Raw genomic sequence first — 23583 nt, 5'->3', positions numbered from 1 at the left:
TAGAGCACATGTTTGATACAAATGCAAGCTATGTCTATGAAACAACTGCCGGCACATATTTCAGTGATGTGGAATTGGAGCCCGGTGACGTTATAGCAGGGAAATTTGTCCGAAAGATGACGAAATACGGAATTAATATTTACAGCAGCGGAAATAAATACAGGTTCAGGCTGCCGCTTGTTTCAGACCTGCTGTATTCGAGGAAAAATTTATCCGAAAAACTTTATTATTCATCTGGTCTTAAGGCAGGACTGACGAATGCCCTTGTAATGGGAGACAAAAATTTTCTGTCGGATACTTTGGTGGATAAGTTTACTGTTACCGGTCTAAACCACCTGCTTGCAATATCAGGGCTTCATGTTGGAATAATTCTCGGTGGAATCTTATGGCTGTTATCTTTTCTGCATATAAAACTTCGCTTTCTGATATCGCTGCCTTTTTTGATATTACTTGTGCCGTTTACAGGCTTTAAAATTACCGTAATCAGAGCAGTACTTTTTGCGCTCATTGTGATGACCGCTTATTTTTTTGATGTGAAAACAGAACTGAGAAAAATGATACTGTTTGCTGCCGGTATTTTTATGCTTATTGATCCTGAGATAACAAATGATATCTCTTTCCTTCTTTCCTTTTCTGCCGTTTTCGGTATTGTTTATTTTCTCCGCAATAGAAAAGAGGATGCAGATCGGGGCAGATTCTCCTGGTTCACAGAGCCGGTGAAGGTGGGGGTAGCGGCCACTGTGTTTACCTCGCCTTTTATTCTTTACTATTTTGGCAATTTTAATTATATGAGCGTATTAAATACGATAGTGATGCTCCCCTTTATTTCAGTGTTGATTATATTGGGACTTGGTTATCTTGTAAGTCCGGCAGTTCTGATTAATCCGTTAGTTGTTTTTGAGAATCTCACTAAGGATGTTTTAGATTTACTGTACAAATGGACATATTCTTTCTTTGTTTTGAACAAAATCGACTATAATATCTTTGTAACGGTTATTTTACTGATGCTTTTAGTTGTACTTTTAAAGCGTAGAATTTTACTTTTGTTTGTTCTGCTGCTTCCGCTGATTCCCCAAAAAAGCCCCGATGGCATTTATATACCTAAAATGATCAGGTCGAAAGGATTTATCAATATTGACGGCAATAGAAAAGAAATTTTTTACAAAGGGTGGTATTCCGATTTCAAGTATAGCTTTTTACCTTTGGCGGCTGAACTTTCTTTGGAAAACTTTGAATCCGGAGATATAAATATTTATGACGGAAAAAACATGTATATAAAAATTCAAAACAAGACGAAAAAATTTTCAAATATATGTGTAAACAAAGTATCTCCGGGGTGCAGATATATTTTTAAAACAAGATCAAATACAGTGAATAAAAAAGATTATTTAAAAAAACATACTTATCTGATATATAAAAATGATCTGGAAAAAGGCAATATAATACAACTCAGCAGGTACAAAGATACTATAAAAGTTTTTAAAGGAGGCGTAGTTCTAATTGATTAATATTACTGTAAATGAAAAAAAGTTACGGTTTGAGGATGGGAAAACGCTGCTTGAGGTAAAAGAAGCAGTAAAGCCGGATGCAGATGTTATTATAATTAACGGTTTTCAAACGACCGAGAATATAGAGATAAATGACGGAGACAGCATCGCCCTAATAAAAAAGGGCGAAATCCCTTCCCGGGAGGAAATGGAATTTTTGATGGCAGCCAGACATACTCCGGGCATCCACACTGTGCTGAAAAAATCTTCCGCCGCTGTAGCCGGCCTGGGAGGGCTGGGGTCAAATATCGCCATTAACCTTGCCAGAATGGGAGTGGGCAGACTTAAAATAATCGATTTCGATGTGGTGGAACCATCAAACCTGAACAGGCAACAGTACTTTATACATCAGATTGGCAAAAATAAGGTCGATGCCCTCTTAGAAACACTCCAGCAGATCAATCCGTATCTTGAATATGAGTGCGAGAATATCTATATTACCGAAGATAAGGTGGAAGAAATTTTTTTGGATTACCAGGTGGTTCTGGAGGCATTTGACAAAGCTGAAAATAAGGCAATGTTAATCGGTAAGTTTATGCGTGTTTTTCCTGAAAAATGTATAGTCGGCGCTTCCGGGGTGGCCGGTATCTATGATACAAGAAGTATGGGGGTAAGGCAGTTAGGGCAAAACGCATATATCGTGGGAGATCTGGAAAATGAAGCAAAGCCGGGGAGAGGGCTGATGTCCACGAGAGTTGCAGTTGCGGCAGGCATTCAGTCCAATCTCGCAGTAAGATATTTAACGGGTGATTTATGAATATTATTGTGAACGGCAAAAAAAGGGAAGTAGCAGAATCTCTAACTGTGAAAGAATTGCTTAAGCAATTCGATATAAAACCTGACAGCGTTGTTGTCGAACTTAACCGTGATATTATTGGGCAGGAACAGTTTGGGATAACGAAGGTAAAAGAAAACGACCAGTTAGAAATTGTCCATTTTGTTGGAGGCGGTTAGAATATTCATCTGAGCCTGATCAGAAAATATCCGAAATCAAAGTAGTCAAACTCTCCGTCAAAGTCATCTGAATGCCCTCCTCCGTCTCTCGGGTCATACTCCCTGTAGTGTACAAGTGCACTTTCCGCACCGGCGGGGATATTGAATTCCAAAGTTTCACTCTCTGAAGTTTCTAATGCAAAGGTTCTTTTGTTTATTCCTTTGATGACATTTTTATTACGATAAAATCTGACATACAGCTCGGATTTTAAAAGAAGTTCAAATGATGAGTTTTTTATATTGATTTTTAAAATGCCATCTTCTGACTGCCATGTGTATTTCATCCTGGCTGTTTTAAAGCTTTCACCTTTTTGCAGTTTCGGAGATATATTATCCAGATTCACTGTACAGGCAGTAAATATAAACATTGAAATCACAAAAATAAGTAAAATTAAATATTTTTTATTCATTTAACATAATTTAATACTCTGAATCAATTTATCAATAGGATATGAGAAAGTGAGGTGGAGAGGTAGAGAATTGGGTAATAGTGAAATGGAGGAGTTGTGTATTGGTTTTAAGTTCTAACTCAAGTTTCGCACTTCTCTGTGTCATTGCGAAACCCTGTGGAACAGGGTTGTGGCAATCTCAAAATAATATAAAAAGAGAGATTGCTTCGTCGTTATCACTCCCTGCCCTGTTAAATGCCACAGGCAATCAGCGAAGCTGATATTTAACAGGGTGAACAAAGACGTGTAATAAGTGCAAGTGCGAAACGTGAGTTCTAAGTTTTAAGTACCAAGGACAAAGTAGAGAGCTTTGCGTCTTGGAAGTGTGATTTTAGTTCCGTCTGCTTGAGAATGCTGAATCTTGACAAAAATGCTTGCTCGGTACTCCCATAGTAGCAGAAGTTGAAGCCGCGCTTTTTGACTTATTCAAAGCATTTGAAGTGAAGCCTTAATGGAACGCTGCTAAAAAATAATCCCTTGCTTTTGAAGGGTTAAGTGTTTAGTATAAAAATTAGAATGATAATAAAACTGGTTGGTACATGGAGAAAGCTTGTGAAGTAAGCTACGACAAAAGTCCAAAATACCGTTGGGTCTACAAAAAACCGGATGAAAGTTTGTTAAGAGAACTCAAATTCAGTTGTTCTGTAAGTAGGCCGGTGGCTGAAATTTTGATTCGTCGTGGCATATTTGATAAAAACAGTGTTAATTCTTTTTTCGACACACCTTTGAGGAATCTTTTAAATCCTTTTTTAATGAAGGGAATTCAGGAGGCTGTAGAGCGTATATCTGTAGCTTTAGACAAAAAAGAAAAGATTTGCATCTACGGTGATTACGATGTTGACGGTGTATCTTCAACAGCTTTGGTATATCTTTTTTTTAATGATATCGGGATTAAATCGGAATATTATGTGCCGAACCGGCTCCATGAGGGGTACAGCCTCAATTGTAAAGCAATTGACAGTATAAAAGAATCGGGATGTTCCCTGATCATTACAGTGGACTGCGGTATTACATCTGTTGATGAGATTGCATATGCCAAATCCAAAGGTATTGATGTTATAGTTACCGATCATCATCAGCCGGCCGAAAAGCTTCCTGAAGATGCGTATGCTATTATCGACCCTTATCAGTCGGGTGATTCTTATCCTTTTAAAGATTTGGCCGGTGTAGGTGTTGCCTACAAGCTGATTATGGCTCTCAAGTTTTATCTCCAAAAGCACCGTCCTGAGAAAGTGCTGCCCAATTTGCGCGAATACCTTGATATTGTGGCGCTGGGAACGATTGCCGATGTAGTGCCTTTGATCGGTGAAAATAGAATTTTTGTGAAGCACGGTTTGAAAATTTTGGCGCTTCCCGGATGCAGAGTAGGCCTTGAAGAGCTGAAAAAGGTTACAGGACTTACAGGCTCAAAAATTAATGCTGTTCATGTGGGATATGTTCTTGCACCAAGGATCAATGCCGTCGGAAGGCTGGGAAGCTGCGACAGGGGTGTTAAGCTTCTCATAGAGACAAACAGAGACAATGCCAGATGGCTTGCTGAAGAGCTTGAGATGGAAAATAAATACAGGCAGGGAATTGAGCGGAAAATTTTGCGCCAATCCTATGAAAAAGTAGAACGTTTTTCCCTGCATAAAAAATACAAAGGTCTTGTTCTGTATTCAGAGGAGTGGCATCCGGGGGTTATCAGTACAATAGCTTCAAGGGTTATGGAAAAGTATTTCCGGCCCACAATAATCGTAACAATTGAAAACGGTGTCGGCAAGGGCTCTGCAAGAAGTATTCCCGCATTCAACCTGTACGACGGTTTGAAAAGTATGTCCGATTTGCTGATGACTTTCGGAGGGCATAAATATGCAGCCGGAATCAAAGTGGAGTCTTTTAACATAAAAAAACTGCAAAAGGAATTTCACAAAATAATTATTTCTGAACTCGATGATAATGATTTTATACCTGAATTAAAAATAGATACACATGTGGATGCTGATGAAATTAACGTAAACCTGGTTAAAATGCTGCATAAAATGAGACCATTCGGTCCCGGAAACCCGGAGCCCGTTTTCTGTATGACTAAAGTAAAGAAGTACCAACCCTTTTCTTTTATCGGCAGGGAAAGGAAACACCTGAAAGGTTTTATAGAAAAAAACGGCAGGTTTTTTGAGATTATAGGTTATAATTTTAGAGATTATCAGGAATATCTGAGTGACTGCGATACTTTTGACATTTTATTTGTTCCGGAATTTAATTTTTGGGCGGGTGAAAATAGTGTGCAGTTGAAAATTAAAGATATCAAGAGGAGTGAATGAGCAGTCAGAAGCTTGTCCGCCTGATGGATATTCAGGATATTTTAAAGAAAAACGGTATCAGCGATCTTGAAAAGCTGCATAAAGCTTATGTATATGCTGCACAGAAACATCGCGGACAGCAGCGTAAAAGCGGCGAACCTTATCTCTCACACCCCCTTAATGTAGCCTATATCCTGGCGGAAATGAATATGGATTTGGATACAGTAATAGGCGGAATTCTGCATGACACCCTGGAGGATACCGACGCCACTTATGAAGAACTTTCTGAAATGTTTGGCGAGGATATTGCTTTTATTGTGGATGGTGTCTCCAAGATAGGAAAGATTAAATTCAAATCTTCTGAAGAAAAACAGGCTGAAAATTTTCGAAAGATGCTTATTTCAATGTCCAAAGATGTAAGGGTTATTGTTATTAAGCTTGCCGACAGGCTGCATAATATGCGGACAATTGACCATCTGGATGAGGAAAAGCGAAAGAGGGTGGCAAAAGAAACGCTTGAAATTTATGCCCCTCTTGCCCACAGGCTGGGTATTGCCTGGATTAAATGGGAAATGGAAGATATGTGCTTCAGGGTGTTGAACCCTGAAATGTATTACGACATATACAATAAGGTTAAATTAAAAAGAAGCGAGCGGGAGAGTTATCTTAACGAGATAGTCTCAATTCTTAAATCCCACATGAAAGAAGAAAAGATAGATGCGGAAATTTTTGGCAGACCGAAACATTTCTACAGTATTTACAATAAGATGGTGAAAAAGAAGTCATCCTTTAATGAAATTTATGATCTTCTTGCATTGCGTATTCTGGTGAACTCTGTTCCTGAATGCTATGCTGTTCTCGGTCTGATACATTCACTTTGGAAGCCAATACAGGGAAGGTTTAAGGACTATATAGCAATGCCAAAATCCAACATGTATCAGTCGCTTCATACTACGGTAATAGGGCCGAAAGGGATGACGGTTGAATTCCAGATACGTACCCACAGGATGAACAGAATTGCCGAAGAGGGGATTGCTGCCCACTGGAAGTATAAGGAAGGCAAGCCTTTCGATCCCAAGGAAGACAAGTCTTTCATTTGGCTCAGACAGCTGCTGGATCAAAAAGAGCTGAAAAGACCCCAGGATCTTGTGGATGCGTTGAAAGAGGATATTCTTCCTGCTCAGATATATCTGTTCACTCCGGCCGGTGATGTTGTTGAACTGCCCAGAGGTTCAACACCGATTGACTTTGCCTACAATATACATTCGGAAATTGGCAATACGTGCGTTGGAGCCAAGGTGAACGGAAGAATGGTGCCCCTGCGCTATAAGCTTAGGAGCGGGGAGAAGGTTGAAGTTCTCACTTCATCCAATCAGGAGCCCCGGAGGGACTGGCTTAATTTTGTGAAAACAAACAGAGCAAAGACCCGGATTCGCAGTTTTTTGAGGAAAAAAGAACAGGATCGTGCAATACAGATCGGGCATGACCTTCTGGAGAAAGAGTTTAAAAATAATGACCTGAAGCTGAAAGATATTGTGTCAAATTCGAAGGATCTTGAAAAAATACTGAATAAATTTAATCTCACTGATGAAGAAGATATTTATAAAAATATCGGGTTCGGGCGCCTTTCAGCCAAACAGGTACTTCATCTGTTTGTGGCGGCTGATGAAAAGGAAGAAGATGTTGTCTCGAAGCCTTCGCCTAAAAAAGGCGAACCTTTTAAGATAGAGGGCGTGGACAATGTTATGGTTAAGGTTGCAAAATGCTGTAATCCTTTGCCCGGAGATGATGTGAAAGGGTATGTGAGCCGCGGCAGGGGAGTAATTGTGCATAAAGCCGATTGTAAAAATCTCGAAAATATGGCTTTGGATGATGACAGGGTTATCGATGTTGTCTGGGACAGTTCCCAGAAATATAAGATGGTCGTCAGACTTTATACGGTCACTGAGGACAGACCCGGTATGATTAATGAGCTTACCACCATTATGAATAACCTTGGTGTGAATATTGTGGAGATGTCAGCAAAATCCAGCGGTGATACAAAAGCAAAACAGAGCTATCATATAGAGGTTTCAAGTAAAGATCAGCTGCAGAAAGTGAAGGATAAAATTAAATCCATTAAGGGTGTGTACAGCGTAGTAACAAGATAACTGAGAAAAAGCTTAAACCCTTAAACAGGGCTTAAGCTTTACGAACTTTCCCGGATTTCAGACATTTTGTACAAACTTTTTTTCTGGTGATTTTGCCGTTCTCATCCAGAACTTTCATCTTATGTACATTAGGATAAAAAACCCTTTTGCTTACATTGTGAGCGTGACTGATTGTACTGCCGAACATCGGGCCTTTCCCGCAGATATCGCATCTTTTTGCCATTTTATGGTACCTCCTGATCCTTATATATTGCATTTAAGAGCCTGAGATGCTAACATAAAAAATATAAATTAATCAAGTTTTTTTTAGCGGGGGCGTATATGAGCATTACAAAAGATCAGTTGATAGCGGATATTTTAAAGGAGAATCCGGGAAGTGTGGAGGTTTTCGAAAAATTTAACATGGGGTGCGTAAGCTGTCTGGGCGTTCAGAATGAAACCCTTGAAAAGGGGTGCACTATGCACGGCCTTGATGTGAATGAAGTGTTGAAAGAGTTGAAAAAAATAGAAAAAAAGTAATAATATCACATTATGCAATCTGAATTGAGTGAACGTCGACTTCAAAAACTTGAACTGAATTTTGAAGATAATTTGTATATTTATTCTGATAGCATCAAGGATCAGCTGCTCCCTTTTACCGATTACGAGACGATTAGTCTTAATGATTTTTTTAAGGATAACAATAGACTGAATGTTGAGATTGGTATCGGCAACGGCGAGTTCCTTGCACACTTGGCTGAAAATTATCCTGATGAGAATTTTTTAGGTTTTGAAGTCGTGAAGAGGGTTTTTAAAAAAGCAGTTTCACGTATTCAGAGAAAGCGTCTGGAAAATGTGAAGCTCATTCATTATGACGGGAGTTTTTTTGTGAGCCTGCTGCCGGAGAAAAGTGTAAGCAACTTTTATATAAATTTTCCAGACCCGTGGCCCAAAAAGAAACATCATAAAAGAAGACTCCTGAAAACCCCTTTTTTAAAACTTTTAGCCAGGAAGCTTAAAAATCGCGGCACCCTGTATATGGTTACCGACCATGAAAATTATGCAAAGGAAATTATGACAAATCTTATTCCTGTGGATGATTTAACTTCAGCGTTCAAAAGTGTTTATGTTAATGAGCTGGTTGATTATTACCCAACGAAATATTACAGGAAGTTTGCGAATCCCGGCAGTGTATTCTTTTTCAAAATGAAGAAGTTATAAATTTATGAGAAAATTAATCTTACTTTTACTATCCCTTTTTGTTTTTTCCTCAGCTATTTCTTATGCTGAAACCTTTGAGAAAGCTTTTACTATTAAAATAGACGGTGTTATTACGGGATATACGCACAAATATATTTCGCTGGCGCTTAATAATGCTGAAAAGAATAATGGAGTGCTTATTATTAAGCTGGACACTCCCGGCGGGCTTCTGGGAGCCACGAGGAATATAGTCCAAACAATTCTTGAATCCGAGACTCCGGTGATAACATATGTGTCTCCTCAGGGAGCAAGGGCAGGTTCTGCCGGCAGCTTTATAGTGCTGGCCTCACACTATTCGGCAATGTCTGAAGGAAGCAATATAGGTGCGGCTCATCCGGTGAGCTTTACAGGTGAAGATATCAAAGGGGACATGGCTGAGAAAATTGTCAATGACACAGTGGCTTTTATAAAGTCCATAGCCGAAAAACGAAACCGTAATGCTGAAGTGGCTGCAAAAATGGTGACGGAATCGCTGAGTCTCACAGCTTCTCAGGCTTTGGAAAAAAATATTGTTGACAGCGTTGTTAATTCCGAAGAATTACTTTTGAAAAAAGCGGCAGATAAGCTAAATATCTCCGAAAATGTAAAGGTTAAGCAGCTGAAGCCAACCACTCTCCAGAAAACAGCTTTTTTTCTGAGTAATCCGAATGTGCTTGTTTTGCTGTTAATGATAGGAGTTTTCGCTATAATTTTGGAATTCAATCTGCCCGGGACATTTATTTTTGCAGGAGTAGGGGCAGTGGCGATAATACTGTTTCTCTTCGGCATCAATATTATACCGATAAATTTTTTGAGTTTACTATTGGTAATTACAGGTTTCGGCCTTTTGATAGCAGAAATGTTTATACCCAGTTTCGGGCTTTTAACATTGGCTTCCATTGTAAGTATGGTCTTTGGTTTATATTTAATGTTTGACAGGCAGGGGAATATGGGAATACATGTGTCGGTGTGGTTGATTTTATCACTTGTGCTTGGTATCGTGGCGGTGGCGGCTGTTATCGGAAGACTGATTTTAAAGGATTTTAAAAGGAAACCAGCAGCCGGGATGGACAATCTAATAGGGATGAAAGGTCGTGTAATGGCCTTTGGAAACGGCAGTGGAAAAGTCTTCGTGAACGGTGAAATTTGGAATTTCTTATCCGATGAGGAGCTTGAAGAAAATGAGGAAGTGGTGATAACAGGTTACGATAATATGACACTTACTGCCGGGAAAAAAGATAAAGGAGGAAGTGTTGGCTAACAGGTTTGACGAATTGATGGAGTTTCCATCTATTTACACCTTTAAAATTATTGGAAAAAATTCAGGAACATTTAAAAAAGATGTTCAGAATTTAAAGACTGAGGACAGGGAATGGGAGCAAACCGAATCACTCAGCAAAAGTGATAACTATATCAGCTTCAGGCTTACCACGGTAATTGAGAATTCGGACGAGCTGGAATACTTTTACAGACATATAAGCAAAATAAGGGATTTGCATTTTTACGTTTAAATATTTTATGCCTATGTGCTATAATTAAAAAAACAGAGGTGTAATATGAGTATATACAAAAACATACTTGTGATGACCGATTTTTCAGCTGACTCAGACAATGCTGTAAAAACTGCCGGGGTTATGGCAAAGAAACTCGGGGCAAAGCTTTTTATTTTGCATGTTATCCATGATGAGAGCAAGCTTAATACGTACATCTCAAGCCGGATTTACAACACAATTAAGGAAATGATTGATAAGGAAACCGCTGAACTTTATGAGAAGATGGATGACAGAATCCCTGAGATTACCGGTGTGGATTATAAAAAAATATTACGGCGCGGTGTTCCGTCCGAAGAGTGTCTGCTTGAGATAGACAAGGGGGATTACGATCTTGTTGTTATAGGTTCCCACGGCAAAAGCGGGCTGAAAAAATTTGTGATGGGGAGTACCGCTGAGAAAGTGCTTAAAAAATCCCCTATCAGCGTCCATGTTACAAAAAATCCTGCTCAGTAAAGAGATAAGTAACGTTACTCTGCTAAGCACATTTACGTATTTGTTTATTATATCGATTTCATATTGTAAGACATTTGAATAATACATTCTTATAAATTTTACCACCCCTTAATCCCCTCCTAACTCTTTGATAGGAGGGGAGGTTGGGTGGGGTACTTATTCAAAGCTCTCCTGTTATGATTTGCATCCTTTTGGTTTTTTAACATTCGTAGGACTTATCACTTAATACTTAACACTTAATACTAATACCCTATCTCACTCTTTTAAGTCGGAGCACCCCTGCTTATCCTGAATTTCTGTGTAGCAACAACTATTAAGAGAATGGCAAACGCTAGACCGTAAAAGTAATATTTCCAGTCATCATTTAAATTGAAAATATCTGTGACAATGCCCGGTCTGTAAAACAGCAAACTGGATGCAAGAAGTATAGGCAGTTCAAAGAGTTTGTTTTTTGTCAGAAACCATCCCTGTACGGCACTTGAGAAAATCAAAGAAGCCATTAATGTCATTGCAAAAATGAACAGACCGAATGTCCATGTATTTATCCCATCCAGTATAAGGTCATGGTTAAAGATAAACATAAAAGGTATTATTGCCGTTCTTATATCATATAAAAATCCCTGCACCCCTGTAGATATGGGGGGTGAATCTGCAATGGCAGAGGCAGCGTAAGCCGCCAGCCCCACCGGAGGCGTGTCGTCTGCAAGAATCCCGAAGAAAAATACGAAAAGATGAGCAGCAAGCAACGGAACTACAAATCCGTAGTCAGCTCCCACCTGTACGATAATAGGCGCCGTAAGAGATGCCATGACGATGTAGTTTGCTGTGGTGGGAAGACCCATACCCAGGAGCAGACTGGCCACCGCGGTAATTAAAAGCAGCAGATATATATTTCCCTGTGCAAGTACATCGACGATTTGTGTTATCATTCCGCCGAGCCCGAGGGAAACAATGCCTACTACAATACCTGCTGACGCTGTTGCAAGAGCAACGCCCACCATATTTTTGGCACCGGTTATAAAACCGCTTCCCACAAGATATATACTGTTCTTGATACCGTTGACAAAACCTGTTTTTTCAGTAAAAGCTTTTTTGATTTCCTGATAAAAGATTATAACGATAAGCAGCAAAACTGTATTATAGGCAGCCAGCTGCGGGGAATGTCTGATAACCACCAATTCATAGATTAGCCAGATGATAGGTATAAGATAATGCAGCCCGGAAAGAAAGGTTTTTTTAAACTCCGGCAGTTCTTCCTTTGTCATTCCTCTGATACCCAGTTTGCATGCTTCAAGATGCGTTATGTAAAAAAGGGCGGCGTATGAAGCAAAAGCCGGCACAGCAGCCGCTTTGATGACCTCGATATAGGAAACATTGCAGTATTCGGCGATAATAAAAGCCGCAGCTCCCATGATGGGCGGCATAAGCTGACCGTTTGTGCTGGCAGCAACTTCAACAGCGGCCGCTTTTCGAGGCAGGTAGCCGACTTTTTTCATCAAAGGTATTGTGAATGTACCGGTGGTTACAACGTTGGCAATACTGGAACCGGAAACCATTCCGCTCAGCCCGCTTGCCACAACGGAAGCTTTTGCAGGTCCCCCTCTGAATCTTCCCAAAAGCGATACCGCCAGGTCTATAAAATACTGTCCTGCTCCTGCTCTGTCCAGCATTGCTCCCATAAGAACAAAGAGAAAAACAATGGTGGCCGATACCCCTATGGGGATGCCTAAAATTCCCTCAGTTGAAAGGGATATCTGGCTTACATATTTTTCAATGGTTACATTTTTGAAAGCAAATACTCCGGGCATGCTTTCTGCAAAAAAACCATACAGTGAGAATAAAAGAGCAATTACCGAAAGGGGTGTGCCTATTGATCTTCGTGTTGCCTCCAACAGAAGAATGACAAGAGCAAGACCGAATATTACATCCTGCAGATTGGGAAGCCCGGCACGAAACAATAAGTCCTGCCATTCCCATATCAAATAAGTTGCCACAACAGGGGCAATAATTGCAAAAACATAGTCAAGATAACCTATTTTATTAAGAGGAGATAAAAATTTGGTAAATTTGTTTTTCGGATATTTGAACATCGGAAGCATAAGATAAGCCAAAGTCAGGGCAAAAGCCAGGTGTATGCATCTGACCCATGTGCTGTTAATCATAAGAAAACTTGGTAAAAGAAGCTGGAATATTGTCCATGCAAGTGCCACAACATTTATTAATATTTTTTCAAATTTTTTTAGTTCTCTGAATTCCCCGGATTCTTCCTTGAGATAGTCTTCAGCTGATTTGTGTTTGTTTTTAGCCATAGATATTCCCCTTGAACAGAGTTTTGCTATTGCATTAAGTTAAAAAGCTCCCCTTGTAAAAGAGGAGCTTAATTATAAACCAAATTTCAGATTAGTAAATCCTTTTAATAAAGATCAGGGTTTACGTATTCCAGCAGCCCTGCTTCCTTGTAATACTTTACAGCTCCTTTATGAAGTGGAGCGGAAAGGCCCATAAGCATATCTTTTTTACTCAGGACTGAGTATGCCGGGTGCAAGCTTTTAAACTGCTCAAAGTTTTCAAAAACCTCTTTTGTAATAGCGTAAACGATGTCTTCATCCAGGCTTGCACGTGTGACGAATGTTGCCTTTACGCCGAGAGAAGGAACCATTCCGGCATCTGCATTTGCTGCCATGGGGTAATTGGCCATATCGATTTTACCTATTGCATAATAAGGTTTCTTCTCAATAAGTTTTTCGATAGGCTCACCATCCACAGGAACAATTCTGACTTTTATTCTGCCTGATGTGGCTTCTTTGATGTTTCCTGCCGGGTGTCCCACTGTGTAGAAGAAAGCGTCAAGTCTTTCATCCTGCAGAAGACCGGGTGCTTCAACTGCCTTGACATAAGCTGCCTGAACATCTTCAGGAGTCATGCCGAAAGCTGACAAAACATCTTTGGAGTTCTGAAGCTGGCCGGAACCGGGGTTTCCAAGGTTAACCCTTTTACCCTTAAGATCTTCGGGAGATTTGATTCCGCTTGCTACAGAAGCAACGAGGGTTACCGATTCAGGGTGAATAGAGAATACTGATCTGAGATCTTCCTGAGGCCCTCTTTTCTTCCACTCAGCCAGTCCGTGTACCGCTTGGTACTGTCTGTCTGACTGACAAATACCAAATGCCAGGTTACCGGCAAGCACGGCATTGATGTTATAAACGGAGCCGCCCGTTGATTCGACTGTGGCTTTAATGCCATATTCATCGGCTTTACTGTTAACCATTTTGGAAATGGCACCGCCTGTGGGATAGTAAACGCCGGTAACGCCGCCTGTTCCGATGGTTACGAACGTCTTTGAAAATACAGGCAGACTGAATACCAGGGAGAAACATAACACAAGTGACAGTAATACTAATTTTCTCATATTTCCTCCTTTTGAATATTAGTATTTAATATTATGTTAAATAAATAAAAATGTCAATAAGAGTAAAAAGGTTTTTTGTTTTGTTTGCAGTCTTATAAATTATTTGTAAATAACTTCGATTTTAAACATTCCAAAAACACAGCTTTGTAATGAGATTTTAGCCGATAGTGTTAATCGAAGAAGCAATATTTATGCAGCACAAAATATGGACAGAATTTATAGCAATTTTCAGCAGCTATCAAAAAAGTTTTGTGAAACTTAACATAAATTTTATAATGTCAGGTAGCTTAAGCTCCAACTTTAAGCTATCCTGACAGCGGGACGTTATTCATGAAATAGTATTAAGTATTAAGTACTAAGGGTTAAGGGTTAAGTCCCACGAATGTTAAAAAACCAAAAGCATGCAAATCATAACAGGGCAAAAGTGACAATTCTCTACAATATGAAATCGATATAATAAACAAATATGTAAGCGTGCTTACGCTCACTACCTCTACAGCCCCTATTCTTGCCATACAACGGGCGGGGCAAATATTTCTAACTATTTACCAATTTCACCACTTCACTACTTACTACTTAACTCCAAGTATTAGGATTTGAAATAATTTGCCTGTAATATATAATAACGAAATCGGAGGTGGAATTGAATAGACCGGATATGAATGCGATTCCGGATAAGCCGGGTGTTTATCTTTTTAAAGACCGAAAGGAGCAGATCATTTATGTGGGGAAAGCTCTTTCTCTGAGGAGGCGTCTGGCTTCGTATTTTGACAGCTCACCTAAACCTGTAAAAACAGAAAGAATGCTTAAAAGAGCGTCATCTCTGGATTATATTATTACCAACAATGAAGTTGAAGCTTTGCTGCTTGAAGCCAATATGATTAAAACGGAAAAGCCGAGATACAATATTCTCCTGAAGGATTCCAAAGGGTATCCGTACATCAAAGTTACCAGAGAAGATTTTCCACGTGTTATGTTTACAAGAAGCACCTCCGAAGAGAAAGCAGATTACTTCGGCCCCTTTGTTCAGGCTCAGAATCTAAGAGGGATACTCAAAAGCCTCTTGAAAGTTTTTCCGCTGCGCTCATGTACAGACACTCGATTCAGGCAGGGGAAAACGTGCATCAATTATCAGATCAAACGCTGCAAAGGCCCTTGTGAGGGATTGATATCCAAAACGGAATATAATAAAATTGTCTCTGAAATAAGAGATTTTTTCAAAGGTAACATGGAAAAACTTCAAAGTACGTTAAAAAATGAGATGGAAAGTTATGCTGAAAAACTGATGTTTGAAGAGGCTGCAGAAGTCAGGAACAGGATGCAGTCTCTGGGAAAGTTGTTTACAAACCAAAAAATTGTGATGGAAAACGACAAGCATATTGACTGCTTTGTTTTCGGAAGGCACAAGGAAATTGATTATGTAACTCAGTGTTTTGTAAGAAGCGGCAAGCTGATAGGATTGAATACTAAAATTATTGAAGACCGAGAATACCTTGGGGATGACGTTTCCTATGTAATGCAGTTTTACAGTACACTCAGGCAGTTCCCTGAAGAGTTGTTTGTTTACCCGCAGCCTGCAGGAAATGACAGCAGAGTTCTCAGCAGTGCTCTCAATAAACTTTCCGGTAAAGATATCGTTATAAGGCAGAGAGGGTTGGGTAATCTTGTGCCCGTTGCCCAAAACAACGGTATTAATTTTGTTGAAAAATACATCGAAAATAAAGATACCGTTCATCAAATGACTGAAAGGTTTAAGAAAGTACTGCATCTTGATAATGATATAAAAACAATACAGTGTGTGGATATATCTCATCTTTCCGGAGAAATGACCGTGGGTGCCTCAGTCTTTTGGGATAAAAGCAGGGGTTTTGTGAAAAATAACTACCGCAAATATAATCTGAAAAATCTGTCAAATAATGACGTGGAAGCTGTATATCAGCTTGTCAAAAGGAAAGCTGAAAACATAGCACAGGGCAGCGAGGAAGGCAGTGATATTTACATTATTGACGGCGGGATTGCACAACTGAACGCTGCGGTGAAAGCTTTTGGAGAAACCGGTATGAATGCTAATGTATGTTCCATTTCCAAGGGAAGAAGCAGGTCAGGTGAAAAATTTGATTCTGCAGAATCGATTGAGGAGATTCATTTTCCAGGGAGAAAAAATTCAATACGCCTGAAAAGAAACGACAAAGCATTGCTCCTGGCTGCAAAAATGCGGGACGAAGCACACCGGTTTGTAATTACAGCATTGAGGCAAAAAGCTCTGAAAAATTATAAAAAATCTCCCCTTCTTCAGATAGATGGTTTGGGGGAGAAAAGGCTGAAAATTCTTCTGACAGAATTCCCGGATATCTATTCAAATTTCGAACTAACAGCTGAGGAAATAGCGGAAAAATGCAGTATTCCTCTTAATATCTGTGAAAGGGTTCTTAGGTTTGTAAAAAAATCTCAATATTAAAGCAGCAGTTTGGGTTAGTCCTCTGCAACAATAAACGCGCCGGGATACTGTCGGCTGTATTCATCGATAAAATTTTCCGCTTCACCCCGGTTGTCGAAATTTCTGATACGGACACGATAAAAAATATTTCCGTTCTTCCTGAATTTGGTGATGGCTGCATTGCTATGTTTTTCAACAAGTCTTTCTGCATTCGCATAAACTGTAAAAGAGCCGATTTGTACGGCAAATTTTCGTTTATCAAGGTCTACATCATGACCGTCCACCACGAGCCTGTCCCTTGCTTCTGAAAGAAGCGTTATTTTCACTTTAGCCACACCTTTGTCCACAATGCCTATTTTTTTTGCTCCGGTATAAGACAAATCTATAATTCGCCCTTTGATAAACGGGCCTCTGTCGTTAATTCTTACAACTGTTGTTCTGCCGTTTTCAAGATTCTTAACATGAACCATGCTGCCCAAAGGAAGTGTTTTGTGAGCGGCAGTATTTGCGTACATGTCATAAATCTCGCCGTTGGCTGTAGGGGTTCCGTGCTCTTCAGTTCCGTACCAGGAGGCGTAACCCACCTGTTCAAAATCGGATACATATGACATCGGGTAGTATTTTATTCCGTGTATAATATATGGTCTGCCGTATGTCACATCCTCGTAGTCAGCAGACGGAGGGACTTGCTGGACTTTTGTGCCGCATGAGATTAGAATAAATGTTGTTAAGCTAAACAGAAGTAATTTTTTCATAGACTGTCCTCACCTTTTCAACGGCTTCATCAAGCGAATTATAGCATATTTCATGATCAGGGCAAGCAGGGATGGATTTGTTATAGAGCGGATCATAATAATCTTTCAACAGTATTTCTGTAAAGGTATGAAAATCCTCTTTGTCCAGTAATTGTTCCAAATGCGCGGTTTTTGCTCCTCCCAGAAACCTTTTGATTCTCCTCAGAGAGTTTTTTATCTCATCTATGTAATTATCAGGATTATACGTTTTTATCGTGTATTCAATTCGGAATTCCAGCGGAGCTTTCATTAGAACAGAAACCCCGTTTCTGATACGTGAATATAATTGCTCCGGTATACTGACCTTGCCTATCCTCTTGCTTTCACCTTCTGTGATGAAAGGGCCTTTGAAATTATTTTTGTACAATGTATACCAAAGACTGGTTTCAAAGTTTTTCTGAGTAACATCAGGATAGAATCGCTCACCTATTTCACCGAATGTGGATCCTTTATGACAGGCATGCTTTTCAAGATTTATTACGGGTATTTTGGAGGAAAGTTTTTCAATAATTTCCGTTTTTGCGCAACCCGTGGGGCCGTATAGTGTTATAATATTCAGTCTCTCCGGAAAATCGCCAAAAAATTCGTTTATATGTTTTCTAAACTGTTTGTAACCTCCCCGCAGCTTAAAAATCCTGTCTATTCCTGCAAGTTTAAGAAAATTTACTGATGCTTCGCTCCTTAATCCCCCTCTCCAGCAGTAAACAACAGTATTTCTTTTTGTATTTTGTGATGAGAAAGCTTTTATAAAATCGGGTAGTTTGGGGGAAATTATTTCGACACCCTTTAATCTGGCCGTTTTCGGTCCCTTTTGCTTATAAAGAGTGCCGACTATTTTTCTTTCTTCATCGTTTAACAGAGGAATATTGACAGAGCCGGGGATATGGTCGTGGATAAATTCAGATTCCGATCTTACATCCACGATATTATAATTACCAAGACCTTTTGTGATAATTGTTTCTATATCGGTTTCTAAATGATGCTCCATTTACTTTTCGTATGCCATGAGTGTGCCCAGAAATTGCTTGAGAAGTTTTTTTGTACTTTTTCTTTTATTGTATACGATATAAATATCTTTTTCCACTACTAGGTCTGTTATGGGAACACTTTTTACTTCGCTTGCACAGCTTTTGTTATCCAGTGCTGTCTCGCTTGCAAATGCAATACCTAGTCCGCTTTTAACAGCCTGAATAACAGCGTGCGTTGTGGCGAAAGTTGCAGATGAGTTAAGGCTGTCAAAGTCGTAACCTTTCTGTTTGAGCGAATGCTCAACAGCTGCTCTTGTTCCGGAGCCTATTTCACGGATAATAAACTCTTCTTTCAGTATTTCTTCCACAAAGACATTATCCCGTTTGTAAAGGGGGTGACCCGGGTAAACGGCAAGAACGATTCTGTCTTTCATAAAAAGTTTGTATTCCAAGTCTTTCTTTGGTATTTTCCTCGTTACGATAGCTAAATCGAGAATTCCGTCCGCTATTCTCTGAATTATTGTCTGAGAGTTGTTAACAGTGAAGTTAAAATATGTTTTGGCGTATGATTCTTTAAAGTTTTTAATTACTTCGGGCAGGATATATTCGGCAATTATCGTGCTGGTTCCGATTCTGAGATTTCCGCTTATTTCGTTTAAAAATTCTTTGATGGATTCGTGGGATCGCTCTCTCAAATCCATCATATCCACCGCATACGGGTAAAACAACTGGCCTGCTTCGGTCAGGACAACTTCTTTGGAAAGTCTGTCAAAAAGCTTAACTCCTAAGTTGTCCTCCAGTGTATTTATATGTGTTGATACGGTAGGTTGACTGAGCAGCAGCTTTTCCGCAGCTCTGGAAAAAGATTTGTATTTTGCCACGAAAACAAATGCTTCCACCTGTTTAAAATCCATTTAAGCCTCCGGATGAAAAAATTTTATAAATACGGATTTCCCAAGTTCTGTTTGTTATACAGAAAAAGGCGTATTGAATACGATTGTCAGTGTACAAATACTCTAAAAAGCAAATTAGAACATAATATTGATAAAATCAATAGCAAACTGTGGGCAACTAAAGACAGCTTGTTGAAGAATCTTCTAATCTCACAAATATAATTATCCGGAAGTATAGTATTTTTTTATGAAATGATACAGCAGCCTCACCCCGAATCCGCTGGCATTGCTCCCGAATATTGGATGCTCATCCTCAAGAAAAGCTGTCCCTGCAATATCCAGGTGAATCCAGGGATAATTGTTGATAAATTCTCTGAGGAAGAGCCCGGCAATGGTTGTTCCGGCTTCTCTCTTTTTTGTGCTGATGTTCTGGAGATCCGCTATCTTTCCTTTTATACGGTCTGTGTAGCCTTCATATAAAGGAAGCTCCCAAATATCCTCGGAAATATCGTAAGAGATGTCGGATATGTTTTTGGCCAGAAATTTTCTGTTGGATATTAAGCCGGCGCAATGGCTTCCGAGTGCTATTACACAGGCTCCGGTCAAGGTGGCTATATCGATAACAATTTCCGGATCTTTTTCTATGGCAAAACTTAAGGCATCTGCCATAATGAGGCGCCCTTCGGCATCAGTGTTTAAAATTTCCACAGTTTTTCCGCTGTATGATTTGATAATGTCTCCGGGTTTATATGCGGCCCCGCCGATGGTGTTTTCCGCAAGGGGAAGATAGGCATATACATTTACCTTTGCTCCGCTTTCGGCCAGGGCTGAAACTACTGCATAAACAGTGGCTGCCCCTGCCATATCCGTTTTCATCGTTTCAATGCTTCCTGTGGGTTTAAGGTTTGTTCCCCCGGTGTCAAAAGTAACCCCTTTGCCGACTAATGCGATAGATTTATCACTTTCGGAATTCCCCCGGTATTCCAGTACTGCAAGCTTCGGTTTGTTCTCACTCCCTTTGCCAACTGTATATATGAGATTAAAGTTCTTTGATTTGAGCTCGTTATGGTCATATTCCGTCAGTTTTACGCTTTCCGGCAGATTTTTTTTCAAATATCGGCAGAAGGTATCAGGTACTATATCTCCTGCGGGATAATTTATCAGATCTTTAGCCTTGTACACATATCCGAAGAGAGTCTTGATTTCCTCAGAATAAGTGTCCATGTATTTTTTCAGTTTTGTGGATGAAGTAATTACCTCAATTTCCTCTAATTCATGATTCTCTTTCTTTGATTTATAATAGCTGAAATCGTAAAGCCCGAAATAAATACCTTCGATAAAACTTTTTATATGATCGAAATCTTTTTTCTCGCCTGCTATATCTTCAAAAGAAAGTATGGAAAAAGAATAGATCATATCCTGTCTGCAGATTTTTGCGAATTTGCTTCCCAGCTCCATGTAATAACGATATTCTTCAAGCTCTTTGGGGACATTGACAAGATATATCTTTTTCAGCTTTTTATTTATTTCCATATAAAAACTTTTTATTTCTTTTTCTTTGTAGTTAAAATAATCCGATGAGATAATACGGTGAATTTCGTCATCTATTCGCTTGCCTGTCAGCTGCTTTATAGATCTCATATTCTTGTAAACGGGAATAACAATGGCTTCCTTTTTGGAATTAAGTGCTATCTTTTTTCTGCATGAGACTTTCATTTAACGCTCCTGTTTAAACAAGTATTTGCTTTGGAGAGAGCATAATTTAAATAGTTTTAAATTTCAAGTACATTGGAAGGTTCATGGTTTCTGAGGACAGAGCGTATTATTCTTCTAAGCTGAGTAGTTCTTAGCTGCATTTGCCTTGAATTATTAAAGCACAGGGCTATTATTAGCAAAAAAGGAGTTAATATGTCCGAAAAAACAAAGGAGAGAGCCAAGGGAGCTGTAATGGGGGCATTTATAGGTGATGCTCTTGCTTTAGGTCCCCACTGGTACTATGACCTTGAGAAGTTTCGTGAAAATTACGGAGAATGGGTTGATGATTATACTGCCCCGAAAAAGGGAAGGTACCATGAAGGGCTTAAGGCCGGTGACTTGTCACAGTCAGGCTATATTCTGAAGATGCTGCTTGAAAGCATAAAGGGAAATAATGGTTATGAAGAGAAAGATTTTTGCAGAAGGATAGATAATGACCTCTTTCCTCAGTTGGACGGAACACCGGTCAGCGGGCCCGGAAACTATACCAGTCAGTCCATAAGGGATGCTTACCGCAATCGTGTTGTTAATAATCTGCAATGGGGCGAATTTGAAGGTCATGCTGATACAACGGAAGCTATCGAGAGGACACTGGGTATAACGGCTTATTATACAGGTAATCTAAAGGAAGCCTGCAAAAACGTTTACTCAAATACTATTTTGACTCAAAGTGATGAGCTCGTTGTTTCAATGACGGTCGCCTTCAATGCCGTGCTTTGGGAGCTTATAAACGGTCATCCTCTGGATGAAAAAATTTCCGGCAAATTAATGCAGGAAGTTAAAAACAAGTCCTTACCGTTTCATGCAGTTACCGGCGATGATTTGACGCCTCCTAAAAAAGGTGTTCCCGAGCCTTCTCGTTTGGGGCGTTTTGCGTCTCCCGATGCACTTTTAACACCATCTTTCATTGCCAGGGCAGCGGGAGATCCCGGTATTTCAATTGAGCCTGCCTGGAAAGTTTCTCTCGTTTACGGTATGCCCTGTGCGATATATCATATACTTCCTTCGGTTTATTACCTTGCTGCCCGGTTTAAAGATGATTTTGAATCGGCTGTGCTGCATGCTGTGAACAGCGGAGGCCAGAATATGGCAAGAGCTATGCTTACGGGTGCTTTGGTCGGTGCCCAGGTGGGAATAGATGGTATTCCTGCAAGGGTTCATAGACGGTCTGACTGAGAAAGAGACACTGTTGAAATTAACAGAGCAGCTTTTCGGTTGATAGAATTGTCCACCCAATCAATTTATTCAACTACTTCAAATACTTTTAAATATCTCCACTTCATGCATTACGTATCACATATCACGCTTTAACACTAATACTGTGTGAATTTTTTGGGAGGTTGCTAAAAAAATAGTTGACTTGACAATAGGGTTTCGATGGTATATTAGATATTATGTTGAATAGTACAGCGTTATATTATCTTCTTGCCGGCTCTAAATACTATAGTTTCCTGGATAGCAAAGATTTTGTCCGTCAAGCAAGAAACTATTCAGAGAAAGAAATAGAATATTTTTTTAATAACAGGTTTATAAGGCATGAAAAATGGTTCAGAAGATACCTTAAAATTTTAATAGCTGTATTCACAGTAAACCTTCTTGCCAGAAAGTTTGAGCGTTATCTTTCCCGTTTGTGTTGTTTCTATGATCTCAGCTGCTCCAGATTCGCTCCGGCAACGTTTATGGCACTTAGAGCCTTTAATAACAACAGGCGATATTTTAATATTGAGTTCGATCGGTTTATTTTTCTCAGGGAACTGATTTACATAGTTAATTCGCGGGTTAATGAATTTTGTAAATGTACAAACCTTTACCCTGATAGAATTCATTTTATTCAAGGCAATACCCCATTAGGTGTTGAAATGGAGTTTTCAAATAAGGGTACTGCAGCAGGCAGATTTCTTGAAAGGGGCAAAGGGGATCCTCTGGTTAATTTTTCAAAATATCATTATTACCATTTGACAAATTTTATGTGGCGTTTCGGTGCTTATATTGATTCTGACACCCCTTTTAAGCAATTTATTAAAAAGGGAGGATTTCTGGAATATACGTTTACCGTTCCGGATAAGTTTCTGCAAACGTCTATGCCTCTGACTAACAGTCCTGATTTTGCCGGTAAACTTATCGATGAGGCCGTTAAGTTTACTCCTGTGCAGCCTCACAGTCTTCACATAACCGTACAGAAAAATACCGGAAAACACAAACTGCCGCTGCCTTCTTTTGATGAGATACTTTTTCTTCTGTTTTGCAGCGGGCAGTTTTTGTGCAAAGACGGTAAAATTGTTGAAAGCCGGATTGTGGAAGAAAACATGAAAGATATTGTTCTGCTCAGAAAGCGCAAAAATTACAAAAAATGGGTGGATACTGTAGAGTTCAGTCATATGCGGCTGTGCAGGGATTTTATTCGGCGAAATGTCTATGAGCCGTCAATCATGTTAATGGTCGCATATAAGAATTTGTTTGCGTTTGCGGATATTTTTCCTTATACAAATAAGCTCAGGCAGTGGGGGAGACGGCCCTATCTGCCGGCGTTAAATCCTAACGACATGTTTGAGCTTATCAGAAAAGGCCTTGATGAGGAAAAAGCTTTACCCGAGCATTATAAAGAATATATTGTTGAAAAAGTAAAAGAACTTTACTTTTTCAATACATCTATTGTAACTGGTAAAACGGCTTGAGGAGGAA

Annotated in this window: 20 protein-coding genes and 1 pseudogene; 13 read left to right on the top strand and 8 right to left on the bottom strand. The window is 39.6% G+C overall.

Annotated features, from left to right (window positions below; all coding sequences use genetic code 11):
- Positions 1 to 8: 8 nt before the first annotated feature.
- From UMU13_RS00630 to thiS, 3 genes are read left to right on the top strand one after another with little or no spacing between them, the layout of a single operon-like run.
- Positions 9 to 1508 (top strand): ComEC/Rec2 family competence protein, encoded by a 1500-nt coding sequence (locus tag UMU13_RS00630; RefSeq protein WP_328216319.1) that lies wholly within the window; start codon positions 9 to 11, stop codon positions 1506 to 1508.
- Positions 1501 to 2304 (top strand): sulfur carrier protein ThiS adenylyltransferase ThiF, encoded by an 804-nt coding sequence (gene thiF, locus UMU13_RS00625; RefSeq protein WP_328216318.1) that lies wholly within the window; start codon positions 1501 to 1503, stop codon positions 2302 to 2304. The genes UMU13_RS00630 and thiF overlap by 8 nt, the downstream gene beginning before the upstream one ends.
- Positions 2301 to 2501, top strand: coding sequence for a sulfur carrier protein ThiS (gene thiS / locus UMU13_RS00620; protein WP_328216317.1), 201 nt, complete (start codon positions 2301 to 2303; stop codon positions 2499 to 2501). Before thiF ends, thiS begins: the two co-directional genes overlap by 4 nt.
- 5 nt (positions 2502 to 2506) lie before the next feature.
- Here thiS and UMU13_RS00615 read toward each other — a convergent pair whose 3' ends face one another.
- Positions 2507 to 2950, bottom strand: coding sequence for a hypothetical protein (locus UMU13_RS00615; RefSeq protein ID WP_328216316.1), 444 nt, complete (start codon positions 2948 to 2950; stop codon positions 2507 to 2509).
- A 578-nt stretch (positions 2951 to 3528) separates the two neighbouring features.
- Between UMU13_RS00615 and recJ the strand changes: the two genes are divergently transcribed.
- Entirely contained in the window at positions 3529 to 5292 is a 1764-nt protein-coding gene (recJ, locus tag UMU13_RS00610; RefSeq protein ID WP_328216315.1) for a single-stranded-DNA-specific exonuclease RecJ, read from the top strand.
- Positions 5289 to 7421 (top strand): RelA/SpoT family protein, encoded by a 2133-nt coding sequence (locus tag UMU13_RS00605; protein WP_328216313.1) that lies wholly within the window; start codon positions 5289 to 5291, stop codon positions 7419 to 7421. The genes recJ and UMU13_RS00605 overlap by 4 nt, the downstream gene beginning before the upstream one ends.
- A 31-nt stretch (positions 7422 to 7452) precedes the next feature.
- Here the strand turns inward: UMU13_RS00605 and rpmB are convergent, their stop codons facing one another.
- Positions 7453 to 7644: a 50S ribosomal protein L28 gene (gene rpmB, locus UMU13_RS00600; protein WP_013887240.1), complete on the bottom strand. Its 192-nt coding sequence runs from the start codon at positions 7642 to 7644 to the stop codon at positions 7453 to 7455.
- A 98-nt stretch (positions 7645 to 7742) separates the two neighbouring features.
- Here rpmB and UMU13_RS00595 point away from each other — a divergent pair, with 98 nt between their 5' ends.
- Genes UMU13_RS00595 through UMU13_RS00575 form a run of 5 tightly spaced genes read left to right on the top strand, consistent with a single transcriptional unit; the run spans position 7743 to position 10645 of the window.
- Entirely contained in the window at positions 7743 to 7940 is a 198-nt protein-coding gene (locus tag UMU13_RS00595; protein WP_013887241.1) for a DUF1858 domain-containing protein, read from the top strand.
- 12 nt (positions 7941 to 7952) lie between these two features.
- Positions 7953 to 8621 carry a tRNA (guanosine(46)-N7)-methyltransferase TrmB gene (gene trmB, locus UMU13_RS00590; RefSeq protein ID WP_328216310.1) on the top strand — a complete coding sequence of 223 codons (669 nt, stop codon included), beginning with the start codon at positions 7953 to 7955 and terminating at the stop codon, positions 8619 to 8621.
- Between the two features lie 4 nt (positions 8622 to 8625).
- Positions 8626 to 9900, top strand: coding sequence for an NfeD family protein (locus UMU13_RS00585; RefSeq protein WP_328216308.1), 1275 nt, complete (start codon positions 8626 to 8628; stop codon positions 9898 to 9900).
- Positions 9893 to 10150 (top strand): DUF493 domain-containing protein, encoded by a 258-nt coding sequence (locus tag UMU13_RS00580; protein WP_328216306.1) that lies wholly within the window; start codon positions 9893 to 9895, stop codon positions 10148 to 10150. The genes UMU13_RS00585 and UMU13_RS00580 overlap by 8 nt, the downstream gene beginning before the upstream one ends.
- A gap of 45 nt (positions 10151 to 10195) precedes the next feature.
- Positions 10196 to 10645, top strand: a complete 450-nt coding sequence (locus tag UMU13_RS00575) for a universal stress protein (RefSeq protein ID WP_328216304.1) — start codon at positions 10196 to 10198, stop codon at positions 10643 to 10645.
- 263 nt (positions 10646 to 10908) lie between these two features.
- Here the strand turns inward: UMU13_RS00575 and UMU13_RS00570 are convergent, their stop codons facing one another.
- Together UMU13_RS00570 and UMU13_RS00565 are read right to left on the bottom strand one after the other, a co-directional pair.
- Positions 10909 to 12954, bottom strand: coding sequence for a TRAP transporter permease (locus tag UMU13_RS00570; protein WP_328216302.1), 2046 nt, complete (start codon positions 12952 to 12954; stop codon positions 10909 to 10911).
- 104 nt (positions 12955 to 13058) lie between these two features.
- The gene (locus tag UMU13_RS00565; RefSeq protein WP_328216300.1) at positions 13059 to 14054 is read right to left on the bottom strand and encodes a TAXI family TRAP transporter solute-binding subunit; all 996 of its coding nucleotides are present in this window, start codon (positions 14052 to 14054) and stop codon (positions 13059 to 13061) included.
- Between the two features lie 643 nt (positions 14055 to 14697).
- Between UMU13_RS00565 and uvrC the strand changes: the two genes are divergently transcribed.
- The gene (gene uvrC / locus UMU13_RS00560) at positions 14698 to 16512 is read left to right on the top strand and encodes an excinuclease ABC subunit UvrC (RefSeq protein ID WP_328216298.1); all 1815 of its coding nucleotides are present in this window, start codon (positions 14698 to 14700) and stop codon (positions 16510 to 16512) included.
- Between the two features lie 14 nt (positions 16513 to 16526).
- Here the strand turns inward: uvrC and UMU13_RS00555 are convergent, their stop codons facing one another.
- From UMU13_RS00555 to UMU13_RS00540, 4 genes are all read right to left on the bottom strand, one after another.
- Positions 16527 to 17246, bottom strand: coding sequence for a septal ring lytic transglycosylase RlpA family protein (locus UMU13_RS00555; protein ID WP_328216296.1), 720 nt, complete (start codon positions 17244 to 17246; stop codon positions 16527 to 16529).
- Positions 17224 to 18273, bottom strand: coding sequence for a tRNA 2-selenouridine(34) synthase MnmH (gene mnmH / locus UMU13_RS00550; RefSeq protein ID WP_328216293.1), 1050 nt, complete (start codon positions 18271 to 18273; stop codon positions 17224 to 17226). Before mnmH ends, UMU13_RS00555 begins: the two co-directional genes overlap by 23 nt.
- Positions 18274 to 19167 (bottom strand): selenium metabolism-associated LysR family transcriptional regulator, encoded by an 894-nt coding sequence (locus UMU13_RS00545; protein ID WP_328216291.1) that lies wholly within the window; start codon positions 19165 to 19167, stop codon positions 18274 to 18276. It lies immediately after the preceding gene.
- Between the two features lie 201 nt (positions 19168 to 19368).
- Positions 19369 to 20862, bottom strand: coding sequence for a leucyl aminopeptidase family protein (locus UMU13_RS00540; protein ID WP_328216289.1), 1494 nt, complete (start codon positions 20860 to 20862; stop codon positions 19369 to 19371).
- A 192-nt stretch (positions 20863 to 21054) separates the two neighbouring features.
- Between UMU13_RS00540 and UMU13_RS00535 the strand changes: the two are divergent.
- Positions 21055 to 22120 (top strand): annotated as a pseudogene (locus UMU13_RS00535) (ADP-ribosylglycohydrolase family protein).
- A 175-nt stretch (positions 22121 to 22295) separates the two neighbouring features.
- Positions 22296 to 23576: a hypothetical protein gene (locus tag UMU13_RS00530; RefSeq protein ID WP_328216285.1), complete on the top strand. Its 1281-nt coding sequence runs from the start codon at positions 22296 to 22298 to the stop codon at positions 23574 to 23576.
- Positions 23577 to 23583: the final 7 nt, after the last annotated feature.

It is taken from the genome of Flexistipes sp. (assembly GCF_036172515.1).
In the GTDB taxonomy this organism is placed as follows: domain Bacteria; phylum Chrysiogenota; class Deferribacteres; order Deferribacterales; family Flexistipitaceae; genus Flexistipes.
Note: the sequence above shows the minus strand (reverse complement) of the source record. Positions and strands in the feature narration are given on the sequence as shown.

Coding starts and splice junctions, on each gene's coding strand:
- UMU13_RS00575 (WP_328216304.1), top strand. CDS start 10,196: ATGAGTATATACAAAAACATACTTGTGATGACCGATTTTTCAGCTGAC.
- UMU13_RS00585 (WP_328216308.1), top strand. CDS start 8,626: ATGAGAAAATTAATCTTACTTTTACTATCCCTTTTTGTTTTTTCCTCA.
- UMU13_RS00555 (WP_328216296.1), bottom strand. CDS start 17,246: ATGAAAAAATTACTTCTGTTTAGCTTAACAACATTTATTCTAATCTCA.
- trmB (WP_328216310.1), top strand. CDS start 7,953: ATGCAATCTGAATTGAGTGAACGTCGACTTCAAAAACTTGAACTGAAT.
- UMU13_RS00530 (WP_328216285.1), top strand. CDS start 22,296: ATGTTGAATAGTACAGCGTTATATTATCTTCTTGCCGGCTCTAAATAC.
- UMU13_RS00565 (WP_328216300.1), bottom strand. CDS start 14,054: ATGAGAAAATTAGTATTACTGTCACTTGTGTTATGTTTCTCCCTGGTA.
- rpmB (WP_013887240.1), bottom strand. CDS start 7,644: ATGGCAAAAAGATGCGATATCTGCGGGAAAGGCCCGATGTTCGGCAGT.
- UMU13_RS00615 (WP_328216316.1), bottom strand. CDS start 2,950: ATGAATAAAAAATATTTAATTTTACTTATTTTTGTGATTTCAATGTTT.
- UMU13_RS00545 (WP_328216291.1), bottom strand. CDS start 19,167: ATGGATTTTAAACAGGTGGAAGCATTTGTTTTCGTGGCAAAATACAAA.
- UMU13_RS00570 (WP_328216302.1), bottom strand. CDS start 12,954: ATGGCTAAAAACAAACACAAATCAGCTGAAGACTATCTCAAGGAAGAA.
- recJ (WP_328216315.1), top strand. CDS start 3,529: ATGGAGAAAGCTTGTGAAGTAAGCTACGACAAAAGTCCAAAATACCGT.
- mnmH (WP_328216293.1), bottom strand. CDS start 18,273: ATGGAGCATCATTTAGAAACCGATATAGAAACAATTATCACAAAAGGT.
- UMU13_RS00540 (WP_328216289.1), bottom strand. CDS start 20,862: ATGAAAGTCTCATGCAGAAAAAAGATAGCACTTAATTCCAAAAAGGAA.
- UMU13_RS00630 (WP_328216319.1), top strand. CDS start 9: ATGTTTGATACAAATGCAAGCTATGTCTATGAAACAACTGCCGGCACA.
- UMU13_RS00605 (WP_328216313.1), top strand. CDS start 5,289: ATGAGCAGTCAGAAGCTTGTCCGCCTGATGGATATTCAGGATATTTTA.
- UMU13_RS00595 (WP_013887241.1), top strand. CDS start 7,743: ATGAGCATTACAAAAGATCAGTTGATAGCGGATATTTTAAAGGAGAAT.
- thiS (WP_328216317.1), top strand. CDS start 2,301: ATGAATATTATTGTGAACGGCAAAAAAAGGGAAGTAGCAGAATCTCTA.